Source organism: Bacillus cereus group sp. BfR-BA-01349 (assembly GCF_022663795.1).
Classification (GTDB): domain Bacteria; phylum Bacillota; class Bacilli; order Bacillales; family Bacillaceae_G; genus Bacillus_A; species Bacillus_A cereus.
In genome coordinates this window covers 236,942-257,270 of the sequence record NZ_JAKUGE010000002.1, presented here as the reverse complement: position 1 = coordinate 257,270, position 20,329 = coordinate 236,942, and the positions used below count along the sequence as shown (strand labels likewise).

The following is a 20,329-nucleotide window of genomic DNA, read 5'->3' as shown; positions in this document are numbered from 1 at the left end:
TGAAATAAGGTGATTGAATATGGCAACAGGATTTAAAGCAGATTTTCTATGGTATAGATTAGGTACATCGGATTTTGTACATTCATTTTTCTCAACTATTAGTTTTCATTTAGAAAAAGAAGGTTGGGGAACAAGATATCCACACTTAATGAAAGAACTATATAATGGAAGGTTAACACTCAAAAATATCCCAAAGGCGATTGAGGAAGCGAAAGAAGCTCGTGAAAAATTAAAACTATTCTCACCATCAGAAGTAGTGTGGGACATTGAAGATTTATCTAAGCAACCACCTTGGGGAGATAATATTTCAACAGATATAACAGACTTATCTAACTATTTCTACACAAGTGGCGGTAAAGACATGTTTGAAATGTTATTTAAGGCATGTAACGAAGCTCTAGAATTAGAAGTAGATTTAGAAATAGAGACATTATAACAGGAAAAAGCATGTGTTTTATAATTTTTTTGACTGCTTATGAAAAAGATTGCGTCGAGAAATTGTACTATAATTCAATTAGAAATTGATTATATGGGGTAGGGAATAGGTCAATTAATTGAAAAAGCATCATCTTGACGATAAGGTATATAATAAGGTAGAATTTTAACAAATGGTCAGTTGGCCGAAACAATGAACGATTCAACAAACGGATTATACTAGTGTTTATATATTTAGGTTAAAGACGGGTCGGGAGTTCGAATCTCTCCTGGGACGCTAAAAAAACCTTGTTATCTTTTGATAACAAGGTTTTTTGTTTGTCTACAAATTGATGTATGTGCAAGAGGTTAAAAAATATTATAACGGGATATATGATAATGAGTATATGCAACAGATTAAAGTGCATTAAAAAGAGCGCTTAAAAAAGCTCTTTGCTAGTCAGTTATATTATTTGTTTGTTCAGGCTCATCAAATGGTTTATGCACGTATTGAAAACCATATCCAGCTTCAACGAGAACCTCATCAACCTTTTCTAAAAATTCTTTGCCCCATTCAGTAAAAAGATATTTCCCCAATATCTTAATAACAAAACGATACCCTTTTACTTCAGGATACCTTTCGTAAACCTCGTCACTTTCTATAAAGCCCAAATACAAATTGATTTTTTCTTGCAGTAATTCAATATGTTTTTCCTCATCAGACCAGTCTAATTCATCAGCGATGACTAAATAGGCTATTTTTTCTTCTTTATTGTAGCCCATAAAATCAACTTTTTCTAATTCGTATAAAGACATAAGTACACCTCTTATCTATTGTTTTCTTCTAATTTCACCTTTAGTTGGAGGTATTTCCGTACCACCTACAAAAGGTGGTTGCCCTTTGCCTATAACTGTTGCGCCCTATTCCTCTTATTTAATTTAAAGAATCAATAGGTTTATGGTGGAACTCAAATCCATATCCAGATTCTCCTAACTGTTCACTTACAATATTATAAAACTTTTTACCGCTCTAGTACGATTGAGCAACCGTTATCGAAACTTATTCCTGTTAGTGTGTTACAATTAATAGAAGCGGAAAACGAGAATCTCCAATTGACTGGACCTGTGATTGGTTAGATGGTTTAAGAAGGTCGTATAAAAAGGGAGATGGCGCAAAGATGGCGAGATCAAATGAGAATGATTTAACGGAGAAATTGGCAGAAGGTCACCGGAAATATGGTGATGGCAATTTTACAGTACAGAACATCGGTGATGAAACTAACCCGAATTGGACTGTCGTAAAAAATGTGAGGAAAGGATCGGCAGGCATTCGCGAAGGAGAAGATATATTAAGACTGCGATCAAAATATATAAAGTAGTAAGGAAATGGGCGGAGCGGGAGTTCGAATCTCTCCTGGGACGCTAAGAAAACCTTGTTATCTTCTGATAACAAGGTTTTTTGTTTGTTTTAAATTAGTTGTTAATAAACTTGTCAAAGACAAAACCATAATCTTTCACATTATATTGTTTCTTCGTATCAACAAGCCAGTTAAAGGCGATCTCGTTCATCTCTTTAAATTGCTCTGCTAAGTTTACTTGTGCGTTTGAAATACGGCTGAAAGCATTAGATGCCATATCTAAACTTTTGTGTGCATATTGTAATGTAATATCGTTGTCGTATGAAATTTCTTCGATTTTAAGTAAAGCCTTATATAAATCTTTTAATTCTTCAATATGTTTTTTATGAACATCAATTGAGTAATGCTCATCGCCCATTTGAAACTTAATTTCTACATCTAAATCAATCGTTCCGGCAGTTTCAAGTGCTACGTTTTTAATTTGATATTTGCTATAACTAAAGCGGCGTAGTGTACGTTTTTTACTTGTCGCACTTGTACCATCTAGATGGAGTAATCCTTTGTTTGTGAAGCAATATTCATCTGATTTCGATTTAATTAGAAAGTAAATTTTCTCTCCATCTTCATGCATTACGTAATCATCAGCATCGACTTTATCGTAATCTTTCGGTGTAATGACAGAACCTACATCGCTTAATCCTAAAACATCGGCAGCTACTTTTTTGAACATATATAATCCCCCTTGCAAAAAAATTCTTAATTGCACAAAAATATATTAACATGATTTTAACAAAGGGTGTTCTTTTAATGAGAAAATATTGGGAGGTAAGTTAAGAAAAGGAACGAATATTATTATAAAATATGTAAAAAGGTGCTGAGAAGAAGTGTACCATCATACAAAAACAAAAGGAGATTTAGCTGTTTTAAAGGCACAAGTTGATTTGTATGAAAAAGGATACATGATTTTAATGCCACAAACAGAGCATTCGCCGTTTGATCTTGTAGTGTATAAAGACGGGAGATTTAAAAGGGTACAAGTGAAATATAGAGAATTGAATGCAAGAGGGATACTAGAAGTTAGATTCCGATCTAGTTATTCTACGACAAGCGGAGTCACTACAAAAGAAGTGAATAAAGAAGAGATAGATGTGTATTGTGTATACTGTCCTCAAACAGATTTTTGTTATTATTTCAATCCAAAAATTTTTAGTAAATCTATTAGTTTAAGAGTGGATTCTCCGAAAAATAACAAAGAGAAAAAGTTAATTTTGCAAGTGATTATAAATAAATTCCGTGAAAGCACCTCAAGCGATATGAGGTGTTTTTCAATCTCTTTTTGAAATCTTACAATTCTGTAAGGTAACTGTAAGGTAGTTCGATGGTAAGAAATTGCTAATCTTATATAATGAAGATAACAACGATAAAACGAGGAGGCAGAAATGATGAAAGGATTAGTTGTAACGGGCTTGACGGTTGCTTTTGGATTTGTAGCGTATGAGAAATTAACGTATGTAGTTGATGTTGTGAAACATTTGATTGCTTAGAGAAAACAGCCATGAGAGGGAAAGGGAATGAGTGAATGAATGGAATGGTTATTTGGAATTATAGGTACTTGTAGTGTAGTGTTATTGTTCTTTGTCCCAAGTGGTATACTTAGTTCGACAACAAGTTTGTTCTTCTTAAGTTTGTTTGCTTGTACGATGCTTATTATTATGTTTTTAATGAAGCGAAGTAAACCAATCTTCTATTTTAGCATGATTGTTATGGCAATTATTGTTCTCCAAATTATTACCCTTGTAATATACCCCACAATTATAAAAGCTTTCCATTAATGATGAATCCTCTGCGTTTGTTGCTGGGGATTTTTACTTGTACAATTTTAATTTTTAGTAGAGATTTATTTGTATTGGAATGTAAAAATTAAATATTTTCATATTTCAAACAAATAGTTTTGGGATGTTGTGTTCTCATTACGCATTTGATATATTTACTTTGAACATAATTAAAATCAAGAAAAAGAGGCGGACGTATGGATAAAAAAGAAAATACGGTCGTATTGTTTCCGCAGCTATCAGAGCGCTATATTGATGAAGGTTTTTTAGCGCTGAAAGAGCGGAAGTTCGAAGATGCATTGCGCTGCTTTGAAATATTACGTCAGTATAATGCGGAAACGGAACAAACGGAATTAGCTTCAGTTATTTGTTTACTCGAATTAAAACGTATGGAAGAAGCGAAAGACAAATGTGAACAGTTGCTTAAAACAGGAGTTGTCTTATTTGGTGATATTCTTGAAACGTACGTGACTATTTTAGTTCAAACAAATGATTATGAAGGTGTTATTGAAACTGTTGAAAAGGTTTTACAAACGAAAGATATAATGCCTGATCAAAAGGAAAAATTAGCGCAGCTTGCTTTATTTGCAGAAGGTATGCTAAATGAGGGAGACGCATCGCTAGTGGATTCAAATTTTGAGTTGGATGAGTTTACTAATGAAATTTTTGGAGAAAACTTTGGACAGAAGCTAAGAGCGATTCAGCGACTTTCGTTAAAAGACTTAGATCTTGCATTACCTGTTTTAAAGAAATTTTTAATAGACGAAGAGCAACACCCCTATTTGAAAACTTCTATTTTGTATAAAATGATAGAAAGTCAGGTAGAAGAGGAAATAGAGGTAGAAAAGTTTGGGAATACGATTAAGGTAATTCCAGCATTTACAGGTCATAATGAGGAGCAATCCAATAACATTATACATAAATTATCAAGTCGATTAGAGCAAAATTATCCCGATATATTTGAAGCGATGGTTACATATTGGAAAGAATTGCAAATTAGCATTTTCCCATTCGCTCTATTAATGGATAAAGAAGAGATTTGGTCAGCTGTTTTAGAGAGAATTGGAAGAAAGCGTTTCGGATTGGCTATTGATGAAGAAGAGCTTATGGCAGCATACAATATCGAATTGGAAGAGTTTCATATTGCCTATCAATGGTTATTACGTGTTGAAAGAGAAGGATATTTGCCCGTATAATTATGAAAAAGAATCGTTCAGTTCTTGAAACGAGCATATTCTATGTTATAATATAAGGGTTGCAAAAGGCAGAAAACTGCCTGTTTGTAAGAGAAGAGAAGTGTAATTCTCTTACTTAATATGTTTCATATTATTCTCGAACAAAATATACCGTAGTTGTCTTCTGGGCAATTAGTAGATTGGAACATTATATCTGAAAGCTTTTGCTAGAGGATTATTTGTGTATTTGTTATTTCAAAAAAGAGATAATGAAGATCTTAATCTATAGAGGTATGTGCATACATTATTATAGTTGGAGGGAAAGAATAAATGTCTACAAAATGGGAAAAATTAGAAGGTAACGTTGGCGTTTTAACAATCGAAGTTGATGCTAAAGAAGTAAACAACTCTATCGACGCTGCGTTCAAAAAAGTAGTAAAAACAATTAACGTACCAGGTTTCCGTAAAGGAAAAATGCCTCGTCCATTATTCGAACAACGCTTTGGTATTGAATCTTTATACCAAGATGCTTTAGATATCATTTTACCAAAAGCATACGGTGAAGCGATTGAAGAAGCTGGTATCTTCCCAGTTGATCATCCTGAAATCGACATCGAGAAGTTCGAAAAAAATGCTAACCTTATCTTCACTGCAAAAGTTACAGTGAAACCTGAAGTTAAATTAGGTGAGTACAAAGGTTTAGCAGTAGAAAAAGTTGAAACAACTGTAACTGATGAAGATGTAGAGAACGAATTAAAATCTTTACAAGAGCGTCAAGCTGAACTAGTTGTTAAAGAAGAAGGAACTGTTGAAAACGGTGATACAGCTGTAATCGACTTCGAAGGTTTCGTTGATGGCGAAGCATTTGAAGGCGGAAAAGGCGAAAACTACTCTCTAGCAATCGGTTCTGGTACATTCATCCCAGGTTTCGAAGAGCAAGTAATCGGTCTTAAATCTGGTGAGTCTAAAGACGTTGAAGTATCATTCCCAGAAGAGTACCATGCTGCTGAATTAGCTGGCAAACCAGCAACATTCAAAGTAACAATTCATGAAATCAAAACAAAAGAACTTCCTGAGTTAAACGACGAGTTCGCTAAAGAAGCAGACGAAGCGGTTGCAACTCTTGATGAATTAAAAGCAAAACTTCGCACAAACTTAGAAGAAGGCAAAAAGCACGAAGCTGAGCACAAAGTACGTGACGAAGTAGTAGAATTAGCTGCTGCTAACGCTGAAATCGAAATTCCAGAAGCTATGATCAACACTGAGTTAGATCGTATGGTTCGTGAATTCGAGCAACGTTTAAGCCAACAAGGTATGAACCTTGAGCTTTACTACCAATTCACAGGTACTGACGCTGACAAATTAAAAGAGCAAATGAAAGAAGATGCACAAAAACGTGTAAGAATCAATCTTGTTCTTGAAGCTATCATTGAAGCTGAAAACATCGAAGTTACTGAAGAAGAAGTAACTGCAGAAGTTGAAAAAATGGCTGAAATGTACGGTATGCCAGTAGACGCTATCAAGCAAGCTCTTGGAAGCGTAGACGCTTTAGCTGAAGATCTTAAAGTGCGTAAAGCTGTAGACTTCTTAGTAGAAAACGCTGCATAATAAAATAACAAGGCACGATTAAAATCGTGCCTTGTTTTATAAATATAGAAATATATTTATAAAACTTTTCGATGGAGAAGGAAAAGTTCCTTTACAAGTCGAATATACATATTTCAAAAGTTTTAAAAATTTTTTATTTGTACATAACTAGTCATATTATTTGTATTTCTCGCCACGTAGTGACATAATATGTATTTACATACGATACATTTATCGTGTACATACGAAGGCAAGAGGTTAGCACTTTGTAAGGGGTGTGAAAATATGTTTAAATTTAATGATGAAAAAGGGCAATTAAAATGTTCTTTCTGTGGTAAAACACAAACGCAAGTTCGAAAGTTAGTGGCAGGTCCAGGTGTTTACATTTGTGACGAGTGTATCGAACTTTGTACTGAAATTGTACAAGAGGAGCTTGCGAAGGACGAAGAAGTAGAATTCAAAGATGTATCGAAACCGGTAGAAATTCGTGAAATCTTAGATGAGTATGTCATCGGGCAAGATAGCGCGAAAAAAGCACTAGCGGTAGCGGTATATAACCATTACAAACGCATTAATTCTAACAGCAAAATTGATGATGTAGAATTAGCGAAGAGTAATATCGCACTTATCGGGCCAACAGGTAGTGGTAAAACATTACTTGCACAAACGTTAGCGCGTATTCTAAATGTTCCATTTGCAATCGCGGACGCAACATCTTTAACAGAAGCTGGATATGTTGGTGAAGATGTAGAAAATATCTTACTAAAATTAATTCAAGCAGCTGATTATGATGTAGAGAAAGCGGAAAAAGGAATCATTTATATTGATGAGATTGATAAAGTGGCACGTAAGTCCGAAAATCCATCAATTACACGTGATGTATCTGGTGAAGGTGTGCAACAGGCACTTCTGAAAATTTTAGAAGGTACTGTAGCAAGCGTTCCACCTCAAGGTGGTCGTAAGCATCCGCACCAAGAGTTTATTCAAATTGATACAACGAACATCTTATTCATTTGTGGTGGAGCGTTTGATGGCATTGAGCCGATTATTAAACGTCGCCTTGGTGAAAAAGTAATTGGATTTGGTTCTGAGAAGAAAAATGCTGATGTAAATGAGAAGCATGTTTTATCTCACGTATTACCAGAGGATCTTTTAAGATTTGGTTTAATTCCAGAGTTTATCGGTCGTCTTCCAGTTATTGCGAACCTAGAGCCACTTGATGAAGATGCTCTTGTTGATATTTTAACGAAACCGAAAAATGCACTTGTTAAGCAATTCCAAAAACTATTGGAGCTTGACGATGTTGAGTTAGAGTTTGAAGAAGGTGCACTAATCGAAATTGCGAAAAAAGCAATTGAACGTAAAACGGGTGCTCGTGGACTTCGTTCTATTATTGAAGGCTTAATGCTTGATGTAATGTTCGAACTTCCATCTCGTAAAGATATCGAGAAGTGTATTCTTACAAAAGAAACAGTAGCTGATAATGAGCCGCCAAAATTGGTGTTACAAGACGGTACTGTACTTGATACAAAAACATCTGCATAATGCGAATGCGAAAGGGAAACAGCAATTTTTATAATTGCTGTTTTTCTTTATGTTTAGCTACGTTCCTCCGCGGAAATACTAAGAGATAAAATATTGCGGGAGGAAATAAATAATGAGCTGGACAAATATATTTTTAGTTGTTCAACTTGTTTTTGGTGTAATTGTCGGATTGTATTTCTGGCATTTACTTCGAAATCAACGAACACAAAAAGTTTCAATTGATCGAGAATCGAAAAAAGAATTAGAACAACTTCGTAAAATGCGTGAGATTTCTTTAACAGAGCCGCTAGCAGAAAAGGTGCGTCCTACAACCTTTTTAGATATTGTAGGGCAAGAGGACGGGATTAAGTCGTTAAAAGCGGCTCTTTGTGGTCCGAATCCGCAACATGTAATCATATATGGCCCACCAGGTGTTGGGAAAACAGCGGCAGCACGTCTTGTATTAGAAGAAGCGAAACGAAATCCTAAATCTCCATTTCGTACGAATGCAACATTTATTGAACTTGATGCGACAACAGCTCGGTTTGATGAACGTGGTATCGCAGACCCTTTAATTGGTTCGGTGCATGATCCGATTTATCAAGGTGCTGGGGCGATGGGGCAAGCAGGTATTCCGCAACCGAAAAAAGGTGCTGTAACAGATGCACATGGTGGTATTTTGTTTATTGATGAGATTGGCGAGCTCCATCCGATTCAAATGAACAAAATGTTAAAGGTGTTAGAAGATCGAAAAGTATTTTTAGAAAGTGCGTACTATAGTGAAGAAAATACAATGATCCCAACATATATACATGATATTTTCCAAAAAGGCTTACCGGCAGATTTTCGCTTAGTTGGAGCAACGACACGTTCGCCAGAGGAAATTCCTCCTGCTATTCGGTCACGTTGCTTAGAAGTATTTTTCCGTGAATTAGATACGGAAGAAATTCAAAAAGTAGCGAAAAATGCCGCGGAAAAAGTGGAAATGCAAATAGGTGAAAATGGTATTGAAATGATTGGGATGTATGCAAGGAATGGACGAGAAGCGATTAATCTCGTGCAAATCTCTGCGGGTATGGCGATAAATGAAGAACGTTCTTTCATTAAGGATGAAGATATAGAGTGGGTTGTTCACTCAAGTCAGCTTACACCGAAATATGAAAAGCGCATTTATCCGATTCCAAGGATTGGTCTTGTAAATGGTCTTGCTGTATACGGACCCAATACAGGTGCGTTATTAGAAATTGAAGTAACAGCAATTCCGGCGAAAGATAAAGGATCGGTAAATGTTACGGGAATTGTGGAAGAAGAAAGTATTGGTAGTCAAACGAAATCGATTCGTCGTAAAAGTATGGCGAAAGGCTCTGTTGATAATGTATTAACAGTACTTCGTTCTTTAGATGTGTTGCCAGAAGGATATGATATACATATTAATTTTCCAGGTGGTATCCCAATTGATGGACCTTCTGCGGGAATCGCTATGGCAACAGGTGTATATTCTGCGGTGCACCGCACGTATGTAAATAATGAAGTAGCGATGACAGGGGAAATAAGTATACACGGAGAAGTAAAACCTATTGGTGGCGTGTACGCAAAAATAAAAGCTGCGAAAAAAGCGGGAGCTAAGAAAGTCATTATTCCTGCTGAAAATATGCAACCATTTTTGTATACGATTAAGGGAATTGAAATTATTCCTGTTCGTAAGTTAAAAGAAGTATTTGAGTTAACGTTTATGCAAGAAAATATGCATAGAGAGCTAGATGTACATACTCACGTAGACGAAACAGATGCACAATCTATGTAAAAATAAACAATAATAAAATTTGCCAGACTTCGTTTAAGTTTGTATGCTTAATCGGAGTCTTTTTCTTTTCGTGAGGTAGAAAAACAAGCTATTTACAATTGCGCGGAATCTCAGCAATTGCATCTAGGTGTATTGTAATATAAAATAGTTGAACAGGAGTTTAATTTATTATGGAGGTGCTATGTCTAGTATGAATACGAACGAAAGAATCGTGCCCCTCCTACCATTAAGAGGCGTTCTCGTATATCCAACGATGGTTTTGCATCTTGATGTAGGACGTGATAAATCGATACAAGCACTAGAGCAGGCGGCAATGGATGAAAATATCATCTTTTTAGCAATGCAAAAAGAAATGAATATCGATGATCCGAAAGAAGATGACATATATAGTGTAGGTACAGTGGCGAAAGTGAAGCAAATGTTAAAATTGCCGAACGGTACGCTTCGTGTCCTTGTGGAAGGTTTACATAGAGCAGAAGTAATAGAGTTTATCGAAGAAGAAAATGTAGTACAAGTGTCTATTAAAACGGTAACTGAAGAAGTAGAAGATGATTTAGAAGAGAAAGCTTTTATGCGTACGTTACTGGAGCATTTCGAACAATATATTAAAGTTTCGAAAAAAGTTTCAAATGAAACTTTTGCAACGGTAGCTGATGTGGAAGAACCAGGGAGATTAGCTGATTTAATTGCTTCTCACTTGCCAATTAAAACGAAGCAGAAACAAGAGATTTTAGAGATTGTATCTGTAAAAGAACGATTACAAACACTTATTTCAATTATTCAAGATGAACAAGAGTTACTTAGTCTAGAAAAGAAAATTGGGCAAAAAGTGAAACGTTCCATGGAGCGCACGCAAAAAGAATATTTCTTACGTGAGCAAATGAAGGCGATTCAAACTGAACTTGGCGACAAAGAAGGCAAGGGCGGAGAAGTAGAAGAACTTCGTGAGAAAATTGAACAGTCAGGAATGCCGGAAGAAACAATGAAGGCTGCCCTGAAAGAATTAGATCGTTATGAAAAGTTACCAGCAAGTTCTGCGGAGAGTGGTGTTATTCGCAATTATATTGATTGGTTATTAGCGCTTCCGTGGACAGAGGCAACAGAAGATATAATTGACCTTGCTCATTCGGAAGAGATTTTAAATAACGATCATTACGGTCTTGAAAAAGTGAAAGAGCGTGTACTTGAATATTTAGCTGTACAGAAGTTAACGAATTCATTAAAAGGACCTATCCTTTGTTTAGTAGGCCCTCCTGGGGTCGGCAAAACTTCGTTAGCGCGTTCAATTGCAACATCATTGAATCGTAACTTCGTCCGTGTATCTCTTGGTGGTGTGCGTGATGAATCTGAAATTCGTGGTCACCGTCGTACATATGTTGGAGCAATGCCAGGACGCATTATTCAAGGTATGAAAAAGGCGAAAACAGTTAATCCAGTCTTCTTATTAGATGAGATTGATAAAATGTCTAACGATTTTCGTGGAGATCCATCAGCGGCATTACTTGAAGTATTAGATCCAGAACAAAACCATAACTTCAGTGATCATTACATTGAAGAACCATATGATCTATCAAAAGTTATGTTTGTAGCAACTGCTAATACACTTTCAAGTATTCCAGGTCCATTACTTGACCGTATGGAAATCATTTCGATTGCTGGCTATACAGAACTTGAAAAAGTACACATTGCTCGTGAGCATTTGTTGCCGAAACAATTAAAAGAACATGGCTTACGAAAAGGTAATTTACAAGTGCGTGATGAAGCGCTGCTTGAGATTATTCGTTATTATACACGTGAGGCTGGTGTTCGTACGCTAGAGCGCCAAATTGCAAAAGTTTGCCGTAAAGTAGCGAAGATTATCGTTACAGCAGAACGTAAACGTATCGTTGTGACAGAGAAAAAGATTGTTGATTTACTTGGTAAACACATATTCCGTTATGGGCAAGCTGAAAAAACAGACCAAGTTGGTATGGCAACAGGTCTAGCTTACACAGCAGCAGGCGGCGATACACTTGCCATTGAAGTTTCTGTAGCGCCAGGAAAAGGGAAACTAATTTTAACAGGGAAACTTGGGGATGTTATGAAAGAATCAGCACAAGCTGCGTTTAGTTATATACGTTCTCGTGCAGAAGAGCTTCAAATCGATCCGAATTTCCATGAGAAAAATGATATTCATATTCACGTTCCAGAAGGAGCAGTTCCAAAAGACGGACCGTCAGCAGGTATTACGATGGCAACGGCACTTATTTCTGCGCTAACAGGTATTCCTGTAAGTAAAGAAGTGGGTATGACAGGTGAAATTACACTTCGTGGTCGTGTATTACCAATTGGTGGTTTAAAAGAAAAAACATTAAGTGCTCACCGCGCAGGCTTAACAAAAATTATTTTGCCAGCAGAAAACGAGAAAGATTTAGATGATATTCCAGAGAGCGTAAAAGAAAACCTTACGTTTGTGCTTGCATCTCATTTAGATGAAGTATTGGAGCACGCATTAGTAGGAGTGAAACAATGAAAGTAACAAAAGCAGATATTGTAATTAGTGCTGTTAAACCAGAACAATATCCAGACAGTGATTTACCAGAAATTGCATTAGCAGGTCGTTCAAATGTGGGGAAGTCTTCCTTTATAAATAAAATTTTAAATCGTAAAAAGTTAGTGCGTATTTCTTCTAAACCAGGAAAAACGCAAACGCTGAACTTTTTCTTAATCAATGAGATGATGCACTTTGTTGACGTTCCAGGTTATGGATATGCGAAAGTATCTAAATCCGAGCGCGCTGCATGGGGGAAAATGATTGAAACGTACTTTACAACGCGTGAGCAATTAGACGCAGCTGTATTAGTAGTTGATTTACGTCACCAACCAACAAGTGATGACGTGATGATGTATGATTTCTTAAAGCATTATGAAATCCCAACAATTATTATTGCGACGAAAGCCGATAAAATTCCAAAAGGGAAATGGCAAAAGCATTTAAAAGTTGTAAAAGAAACGCTTGCTGTTGAAATTGGCGATGAAATTGTTCTATTCTCTTCTGAAACAGGACTTGGAAAAGAAGAAGCGTGGAAAGCAATTCATAAATTTACAAAAACAAAAAACGCGTGACGAATGTCGCGCGTTTTTGTTTTGCTAAATTTTTTAGCGTACGTTTAATGTAACTTCAATATTTCCTCGTGTTGCTTTCGAGTAAGGACATACACCGTGAGCCGCTTCTACAAGTTCTTGTGCTTCGTTATGTGAAACGCCAGCCACATGTACATCAAGTACAGCAGATAGGCCGAAACCACCATCTGTATCTTTTCCGATAGAAACGTGAGCAGTTACTTCTGTACTTTCTACTTTCACACGTTTTGTACGAATGACAAGTTGTAATGCACTATCGAAACAAGCTGCATAACCAGCTGCAAATAGTTGTTCTGGATTTGTTGCTTCTCCGCCTGCACCACCTAGTGCTTTCGGCATTTTTACATCAAGATTTAATATGCCATCATCTGAAACTACTTTCCCATTTCTTCCACCTGTTGCTGTTACTGAAGCAGTATATAATTTATCCATATTTATTCCCCTTTTCTATCATTAATTGTTTTCATTGTGTCAATTAGTTTATTTAGCTGAATTAATAAAGAGCGATATTCTTGCTCTGTAATTCCTAAGTTTGTAGCCATCGTTGTCGGTAATGAACAAGCCTTTTCCTTTAAATCTTTGCCTTGTTCTGTTAATTCAATACAAACTTTTCGCTCGTCTTCTTTGGAACGAACACGTTTTACAAGTTTTAATGATTCCATGCGTTTTAACATAGGTGTTAACGTACCAGAATCTAAAAATAGACGTTCTCCAATTTCTTTTACTGTTAGTCCATCTTGCTCCCATAGTACGAGTAAAGTAATGTACTGGGGATACGTAATACCCATTTCTTCTAAATAAGGTCGATAAAAACGAGTAACCTCTCTAGAGCAGGCGTAAATAGAAAAACAAAGTTGGTTATCTAGATGCAAAGAGTCCTCTGTCATAAATAACTCTCTTCTAATTAAGTTGTGCGCAATTTAATTTCGTAAAACCAATATAACGAAAAAGAAATACAATGTCAAATACATTGTATTGAGAAAGTCTTTGTTGCATTTTGGAACAATCATACATATTTTCCTTCATGATGAAAGAAGATAGGGAAGATGATGTTATAATTTATATGGAATAGTTTCCATCACTTGATTATGAGGGCTTTTTTTGGTAACGTACAAATAGAGTTATTAATTTATAATCATTATAAAGTAGAAGTTTTTTTATTAGTGTTACTGAATCTCCTTTATTACATACGGAGAATAATTAAAAAATAATCAGTTGTTCACACGATTGTCAGATTCATAAGAGGAAAGTTGTATTATGATAGTAGATAAAGTGATAAAACGGGTGAAGGGGGACATGCTGCGTGCATATTCTTGTTGTTAGTGTAAATTATCGAACAGCCCCTGTAGAATTTCGTGAGGAACTCACATTTCAGGCAGCAGAACTAGAGCGAGCGATGACTACATTACAAAATCAAAAGAGCGTGTTAGAGAATGTCATTGTATCAACTTGTAATCGCACTGAGATTTATGCTGTTGTCGATCAATTACACACGGGACGGTATTATATTAAGAAGTTTTTAGCTGATTGGTTTCAGCTTGAAATAGAAGAAGTCGCGCCATATTTAACTATTTTTGAACAAGATGGTGCAATAGATCATTTATTCCGCGTAACGTGCGGTTTAGATTCTATGGTAGTCGGAGAAACGCAGATTTTAGGTCAAATAAAAGATAGCTTTTTAGAAGCGCAACAAGTTAAAGCAACAGGCACAATTTTTAATGAATTGTTTAAGCAAGTCATTACATTAGCAAAACGTGCCCACTCAGAAACAACAATCGGGGAAAGTACGATGTCTGTTAGTTATGCTGCTGTTGAGCTTGGAAAGAAAATATTTGGCGAGTTAACAGATTGTCATGTGCTTATTCTTGGTGCTGGTAAAATGGGCGAACTTGCACTGCAAAACTTATATGGAAGTGGTGCTCGTAAAGTAACAGTTATGAATAGGACGCTTTCGAAAGCAGAAGTAATGGCTGAGAAATATATGGGACATGCAAAATCGTTAAGCGAATTACAATGTGCATTATTAGAAGCAGATATTTTAATTAGTTCAACTGGTGCATCTGAGTATGTCATTACGAAAGAGATGATGACAAAGGTGGAGAAAATGCGCTGTGGTCGCCCTTTGTTTATGGTTGACATTGCAGTGCCACGTGATATTGATCCAGCGATTGATGAGCTAGAAGGTTCTTTCTTGTATGATATTGATGATTTACAAGGAGTAGTGGAGGCAAACCGTGCTGAGCGTTTGAAAGAAGCAGAGAAAATTCAATTTATGATTGAAGAGGAAATTGTTCTATTTAAAACGTGGTTAAGTACACTTGGTGTTGTTCCATTAATATCAGCTCTTCGTGATAAGGCACTTGCAATCCAAAGTGAAACGATGGTAAGCCTAGAGCGAAAAATACCAAACCTTAGTGATCGTGAGAAAAAAGTTATTAGTAAGCATACGAAAAGTATTATTAATCAATTATTAAAAGACCCAATTTTAGTAGCGAAAGAAATAGCTGCTGAAGAGGGAGCGAGCGAAAAATTAGCGTTATTTGCGAAGATTTTCGATTTAGAAACGGAAGACGTAGAGAATTGTGCGGAAGAAGTAGAACATAAAAAAGTGTGGACACCATCCGTTCCATCTTTATAATTTGGAAGGATGATCGGATGAGTTTTTTAAATAACAGTATTATTTATCATATTGCAATTATTTTATATGCTTGTAGCATTAGTTTATATTTTATAGATTATTTCCAAAGTAACCGAAAGGCGAACCGATTTGCTTTTTGGTTACTTTCGATTGTATGGGTCCTGCAGTCTATTTTTATGTTACTTAGGGCTACAGATTCAGAAACGAATCCTATTTTAACTTTATTATCAGGGATATATTTTTATGTTTGGTTATTGATTACGATGTCGTTAGTCATTAATCGATTTATGAGAATTGACTTTTTAGTCTTTTTTACAAATGTTGTTGCATTTGGCGTAAGCGCTTTTTCTATTTTTACACCGCTCGGAAAGATGTCGCCAGTACTTGCGGAACAATTAGTTTCAGAACTTGTATACGTGCATGTCGGTATGGCAATTATTTCTTACGCAACGTTTACTGTATCGTTCATTTTTTCTATTATGTACTTATTACAATATCGCCTATTAAAAAAGAAAAAATGGAATGCGAGATTAAGAAGATTAGGGAATTTACCGAAGCTAGAATCTATGTCTTACGGATTAAATTTATTTTCTGTTCCATTTTTCTTACTAGCAATTTTATTGGGATGTATATGGGGATATACAAAATTGGACAATTTCCATTGGTATGATACGAAAGTAATCGGATCTTTTGTCGTTCTATTTGTGTATTGCACAGGTTTATATTTACGAGCGGCAGATGTGTTGCAAGGTAAGAAAATTGTACAGTGGAATATCGGATCGTTTCTCGTAATGCTAGTAAACATTTTTCTATTAAGCAGTTTATCCAATTTCCACTTTTGGTATTTATAATGAGGAGAGAGAATTATGCGCAAAATTATTGTAGGATCACGAAAGAGTAAACTAGCATTAACGCAAACAAACTGGTTTATTGATCAGTTAAAAGCCCTAGGTCTACCATATGAATTTGAAGTGAAAGAAATTGTCACAAAAGGTGATGTTATTTTAGATGTTACTCTTTCAAAAGTAGGCGGCAAAGGCTTGTTTGTAAAAGAGATTGAACACGCGCTACTTACGAAAGAAATCGATATGGCTGTACATAGTATGAAAGATATGCCAGCCGTACTTCCAGAAGGTTTAATGATTGGCTGTACACCAAAGCGTGTTGACCCTCGTGATGCTTTTATCTCAAAAAATGGAGCATCGTTTAAAGAGTTAGCGGAAGGTGCTATTTTAGGTACGAGTAGTTTAAGACGTAGTGCACAGCTACTCGCTGCGAGACCAGATTTACAAGTGAAGTGGATTCGCGGGAATATCGATACACGTTTACGTAAATTAAAAGAAGAAGATTACGATGCGATTATTTTAGCGACAGCTGGATTACAAAGAATGGGCTGGGATGATGAAGTTATTACAGAACATTTAGATGAAACGTTATGTGTACCTGCTGTAGGACAAGGTGCATTAGCGATTGAGTGTCGTGAGGATGATAAGGATTTATTGCAGTTGTTAGCGCATATTAATGATGCGATAACAGAAAGAACAGTGGCGGCGGAGCGAGTATTTCTTCATAAACTTGAAGGTGGATGCCAAGTTCCAATCGCTGGATATGCAACCCTTACAGAAAACGATGCAATCGAATTAACAGCTCTTGTCGGCTCTATGGATGGCTCTGTTTTATTAAAAGAGACAGTAGTGGGTACTGATCCTGAGGAAGTAGGATTAGAGGCCGCGGACCGTTTAATTAAGCAAGGCGCCAAAGAACTCATTCTTGCTGCAAATAAGGAGCAACAATAAATATGAACGCTCTCGCTGGAAAAACGGTATTGATTACACGTGCCCAGCATCAAGCGAAACAAATGAGTGTAGCAGTGAAAGAAAAGAGCGGAATTCCATTGGAAATTCCGCTTTTGCGTATGGAAGGTATGTCTCATAGGCAAATTCAACATATTGAAGAGCAGCTACATTCATACGACTGGGTTATTTTTACGAGCAGAAATGGTGTAGCTTTTTTTCTAGATAGTTTAAAAAAGAAACTACCACTAACCATTAAAATCGCTGCGGTAGGTGTGAAAACAAAATTAGAGTTAGAAAAAAGGGGCTATCAAGTTCATTTTGTTCCGACTTCATTTGTTGCAGAAGCATTTGCAGAAGAGTTTCTAAAAGAATTAAGTGGAAATGAACGTATTTTATTTCCGAAAGGGAATTTAGCAAGAGAGGTAATTCCGGTTGCACTTCGGGAAATTGGTGTTTCTCTAGATGAGCTAACCGTATACGGTACGAAAGTGAATATAGAAAAAAAGCAAGAGCTTATAGCGGCATTGAAGTTAGGGAAAGTAGACATTATTACATTTACGAGCCCTTCAACTGTTACTAGTTTTGTTCGTTTACTTGAGGGTACAAACTGGAGAGAATGGACAAAAAAATGTACAATTGCTTGTATAGGACCTATTACGGAAAAAGAGGCAAGTCTTTATTTTCCGTCTGTTATTGTGCCGAAAGAGTACACTGTAGAAGCATTACTACAATATGTTTGTGAATCTATAAAATGAAAGAATGGGGATAGAAATCTATGAACTCTTTACAATTTAATCGTCATCGTCGTTTAAGACAAAGCGGGGGCATGCGTGCGCTTGTGCGTGAAACGTTTTTACATACGGAAGATTTTATTTACCCTATTTTTGTATTAGAAGGTGAAAATGTTCGTAATGAAGTTCCTTCTATGCCAGGCGTATATCAAATGTCTTTAGATTTATTGCAAGCTGAAATGCAAGAAGTTGTTGATTTAGGTATTCGTTCTGTTATTGTATTTGGTTTACCTGCTGAAAAGGATGAAGTTGGATCATCAGCATATTGTGATCATGGAATTGTACAACGTGCTATTCAGCAAATTAAAGGTGATTTCCCTGAGCTAGTAGTAGTTGCAGACACATGTTTATGTCAATTTACAAGCCATGGTCATTGCGGTGTAATTGAAGATGGTATTATTTTAAATGACGAGTCTCTTGCAGTTCTTGCGAAAACAGCTGTAAGTCAAGCGAAAGCAGGAGCGGACATTATTGCGCCATCAAACATGATGGACGGCTTTGTAACAGCAATTCGCCATGCATTAGACGAAAATGGTTTTGGACACGTGCCAGTTATGTCGTACGCTGTGAAATATTCATCAGTATTTTATGGACCATTCCGTGATGCTGCGCACGGTGCACCGCAATTTGGTGACCGTAAAACATATCAAATGGATCCGGCAAACCGTATGGAAGCATTCCGTGAAGCAGAATCAGATGTAATGGAAGGTGCAGATTTCTTAATCGTAAAACCAGCTCTTTCTTACTTAGATATCGTTCGTGATGTGAAAAACAACTTTAATTTACCAGTTGTCGCTTATAATGTAAGTGGTGAATATTCGATGATTAAAGCGGCAGCGCAAAATGGTTGGATTAATGAAAAAGAAGTTGTTCTTGAAAAATTAATTAGTATGAAACGTGCAGGAGCAGATTTAATTATTACGTATCATGCAAAAGATGCAGCAAGATGGTTACAAGAAGGAGGCGCTAAATAATGAAAAAGTTTGATAAGTCAATTGCAGCGTTTGAAGAGGCGCAAGACTTAATGCCTGGTGGCGTAAATAGCCCGGTTCGTGCCTTTAAGTCTGTTGGGATGAATCCGTTGTTTATGGAGCGTGGAAAAGGCTCTAAAGTATATGATATCGATGGGAATGAATACATCGACTACGTATTATCATGGGGTCCTTTAATTCATGGTCATGCAAATGATCGTGTTGTAGAAGCGTTAAAATCTGTTGCTGAAAGAGGTACAAGCTTCGGTGCACCAACAGAAATTGAAAATAAATTAGCAAAACTTGTTATTGAGCGCGTGCCATCAATTGAGATTGTGCGTATGGTTAACTCTGGAACGGAAGCAACAATGAGTGCACTACGTTTAGCTCGTGGTTATACAGGTCGTAATAAAATCTTGAAATTTATCGGTTGTTACCACGGTCATGGTGATTCGTTATTAATTAAAGCTGGTTCTGGTGTGGCGACTTTAGGTTTACCAGATAGCCCTGGTGTACCAGAAGGTGTAGCGAAAAATACGATTACAGTAGCTTATAACGATTTAGAAAGCGTAAAATACGCGTTTGAACAATTCGGTGATGATATTGCTTGTGTAATTGTAGAACCAGTAGCAGGAAATATGGGGGTTGTTCCTCCGCAGCCTGGATTTTTAGAAGGTCTTCGTGAAGTAACAGAACAAAACGGTGCATTGCTTATTTTTGATGAAGTAATGACAGGGTTCCGAGTAGCTTATAATTGTGGCCAAGGTTATTATGGCGTAACGCCTGATTTAACATGCTTAGGTAAAGTAATCGGTGGTGGTTTACCAGTAGGAGCATACGGTGGTAAAGCGGAAATTATGCGCCAAGTTGCGCCAAGCGGACCAATTTACCAAGCTGGTACTTTATCAGGTAACCCACTTGCAATGGCGGCAGGTTATGAAACGTTAGTACAGTTAACGCCAGAATCATATGTAGAATTTGAGCGTAAAGCTGAAATGTTAGAAGCTGGATTACGTAAAGCAGCTGAAAAACATGGCATTCCGCACCATATTAACCGTGCAGGCTCTATGATTGGTATTTTCTTTACAGATGAACCCGTTATTAATTACGATGCAGCAAAATCTTCAAACTTAGAATTCTTTGCGGCTTACTATCGTGAAATGGTAGAACAAGGTGTATTCTTACCACCATCTCAATTCGAAGGTTTATTCTTATCGACAGCACATAGTGATGCAGATATTGAAGCGACGATTGCAGCAGCTGAAATTGCAATGTCAAAATTAAAAGCGTAATGTATTAGAGAAAATCGCTCTCCA

19 protein-coding genes and 2 pseudogenes are annotated in these 20,329 nt (G+C 36.5%); 16 read left to right on the top strand and 5 right to left on the bottom strand.

Annotated elements, in window-relative coordinates; genetic code table 11:
- Positions 1–19: 19 nt before the first annotated feature.
- Entirely contained in the window at positions 20–436 is a 417-nt protein-coding gene (locus MR169_RS02595) for an immunity 70 family protein (protein ID WP_016118675.1), read from the top strand.
- A 434-nt stretch (positions 437–870) separates the two neighbouring features.
- Here MR169_RS02595 and MR169_RS02590 read toward each other — a convergent pair whose 3' ends face one another.
- Positions 871–1,230 (bottom strand): DUF6572 domain-containing protein, encoded by a 360-nt coding sequence (locus tag MR169_RS02590; RefSeq protein WP_000061064.1) that lies wholly within the window; start codon positions 1,228–1,230, stop codon positions 871–873.
- Positions 1,231–1,348: 118 nt separating this feature from the next.
- A pseudogene (locus tag MR169_RS28425) lies at positions 1,349–1,441 on the bottom strand (DUF6572 domain-containing protein); the annotation flags it as partial.
- Between the two features lie 151 nt (positions 1,442–1,592).
- On the opposite strand from MR169_RS28425, the gene MR169_RS02585 reads away from it, so the two are divergent.
- Positions 1,593–1,793, top strand: a complete 201-nt coding sequence (locus tag MR169_RS02585; protein ID WP_000124460.1) for a hypothetical protein — start codon at positions 1,593–1,595, stop codon at positions 1,791–1,793.
- Positions 1,794–1,887: 94 nt separating this feature from the next.
- Here the strand turns inward: MR169_RS02585 and MR169_RS02580 are convergent, their stop codons facing one another.
- Positions 1,888–2,502, bottom strand: coding sequence for a PH domain-containing protein (locus MR169_RS02580; protein ID WP_000475205.1), 615 nt, complete (start codon positions 2,500–2,502; stop codon positions 1,888–1,890).
- 154 nt (positions 2,503–2,656) lie between these two features.
- On the opposite strand from MR169_RS02580, the pseudogene MR169_RS02575 reads away from it, so the two are divergent.
- From MR169_RS02575 to ysxC, 8 genes and pseudogenes are all read left to right on the top strand, one after another.
- A pseudogene (locus MR169_RS02575) lies at positions 2,657–3,060 on the top strand (group I intron-associated PD-(D/E)XK endonuclease).
- A 295-nt stretch (positions 3,061–3,355) separates the two neighbouring features.
- Positions 3,356–3,604: a hypothetical protein gene (locus tag MR169_RS02570; RefSeq protein ID WP_001983650.1), complete on the top strand. Its 249-nt coding sequence runs from the start codon at positions 3,356–3,358 to the stop codon at positions 3,602–3,604.
- 197 nt (positions 3,605–3,801) lie between these two features.
- On the top strand, positions 3,802–4,800 hold the full coding sequence (locus tag MR169_RS02565) for a hypothetical protein (protein ID WP_000358274.1): 999 nt from the start codon (positions 3,802–3,804) through the stop codon (positions 4,798–4,800).
- Positions 4,801–5,109: 309 nt separating this feature from the next.
- Positions 5,110–6,387, top strand: a complete 1,278-nt coding sequence (gene tig / locus MR169_RS02560; protein ID WP_000105215.1) for a trigger factor — start codon at positions 5,110–5,112, stop codon at positions 6,385–6,387.
- A gap of 264 nt (positions 6,388–6,651) precedes the next feature.
- Positions 6,652–7,911 (top strand): ATP-dependent protease ATP-binding subunit ClpX, encoded by a 1,260-nt coding sequence (gene clpX, locus MR169_RS02555; protein ID WP_242318843.1) that lies wholly within the window; start codon positions 6,652–6,654, stop codon positions 7,909–7,911.
- Between the two features lie 112 nt (positions 7,912–8,023).
- Positions 8,024–9,694 carry an ATP-dependent protease LonB gene (lonB, locus tag MR169_RS02550; protein WP_000119179.1) on the top strand — a complete coding sequence of 557 codons (1,671 nt, stop codon included), beginning with the start codon at positions 8,024–8,026 and terminating at the stop codon, positions 9,692–9,694.
- Positions 9,695–9,875: 181 nt separating this feature from the next.
- Positions 9,876–12,206 (top strand): endopeptidase La, encoded by a 2,331-nt coding sequence (lon, locus tag MR169_RS02545; RefSeq protein WP_000097285.1) that lies wholly within the window; start codon positions 9,876–9,878, stop codon positions 12,204–12,206.
- A complete protein-coding gene (gene ysxC, locus MR169_RS02540) occupies positions 12,203–12,799 on the top strand; it encodes a ribosome biogenesis GTP-binding protein YsxC (protein WP_000869116.1) in 597 nt (198 codons plus the stop codon). Before lon ends, ysxC begins: the two co-directional genes overlap by 4 nt.
- Before the next feature lie 33 nt (positions 12,800–12,832).
- Here the strand turns inward: ysxC and MR169_RS02535 are convergent, their stop codons facing one another.
- Both MR169_RS02535 and MR169_RS02530 read right to left on the bottom strand, forming a co-directional pair.
- Positions 12,833–13,249 carry an organic hydroperoxide resistance protein gene (locus MR169_RS02535; RefSeq protein WP_000359779.1) on the bottom strand — a complete coding sequence of 139 codons (417 nt, stop codon included), beginning with the start codon at positions 13,247–13,249 and terminating at the stop codon, positions 12,833–12,835.
- A gap of 2 nt (positions 13,250–13,251) precedes the next feature.
- Positions 13,252–13,704 carry a MarR family winged helix-turn-helix transcriptional regulator gene (locus MR169_RS02530; protein ID WP_016118673.1) on the bottom strand — a complete coding sequence of 151 codons (453 nt, stop codon included), beginning with the start codon at positions 13,702–13,704 and terminating at the stop codon, positions 13,252–13,254.
- Between the two features lie 416 nt (positions 13,705–14,120).
- Between MR169_RS02530 and hemA the strand changes: the two genes are divergently transcribed.
- The 6 genes from hemA to hemL are packed head-to-tail and all read left to right on the top strand — an operon-like array spanning position 14,121 to position 20,305.
- A complete protein-coding gene (gene hemA / locus MR169_RS02525; protein ID WP_242318842.1) occupies positions 14,121–15,455 on the top strand; it encodes a glutamyl-tRNA reductase in 1,335 nt (444 codons plus the stop codon).
- Between the two features lie 17 nt (positions 15,456–15,472).
- Entirely contained in the window at positions 15,473–16,306 is an 834-nt protein-coding gene (locus tag MR169_RS02520; RefSeq protein ID WP_000008999.1) for a cytochrome c biogenesis protein, read from the top strand.
- A gap of 15 nt (positions 16,307–16,321) precedes the next feature.
- Positions 16,322–17,251 (top strand): hydroxymethylbilane synthase, encoded by a 930-nt coding sequence (gene hemC / locus MR169_RS02515; protein ID WP_001226399.1) that lies wholly within the window; start codon positions 16,322–16,324, stop codon positions 17,249–17,251.
- A 2-nt stretch (positions 17,252–17,253) separates the two neighbouring features.
- Positions 17,254–18,006 (top strand): uroporphyrinogen-III synthase, encoded by a 753-nt coding sequence (gene hemD / locus MR169_RS02510; RefSeq protein ID WP_000992349.1) that lies wholly within the window; start codon positions 17,254–17,256, stop codon positions 18,004–18,006.
- Positions 18,007–18,026: 20 nt separating this feature from the next.
- Positions 18,027–19,016: a porphobilinogen synthase gene (gene hemB, locus MR169_RS02505; protein ID WP_242318841.1), complete on the top strand. Its 990-nt coding sequence runs from the start codon at positions 18,027–18,029 to the stop codon at positions 19,014–19,016.
- A complete protein-coding gene (hemL, locus tag MR169_RS02500) occupies positions 19,016–20,305 on the top strand; it encodes a glutamate-1-semialdehyde 2,1-aminomutase (RefSeq protein WP_000712943.1) in 1,290 nt (429 codons plus the stop codon). Before hemB ends, hemL begins: the two co-directional genes overlap by 1 nt.
- Positions 20,306–20,329: the final 24 nt, after the last annotated feature.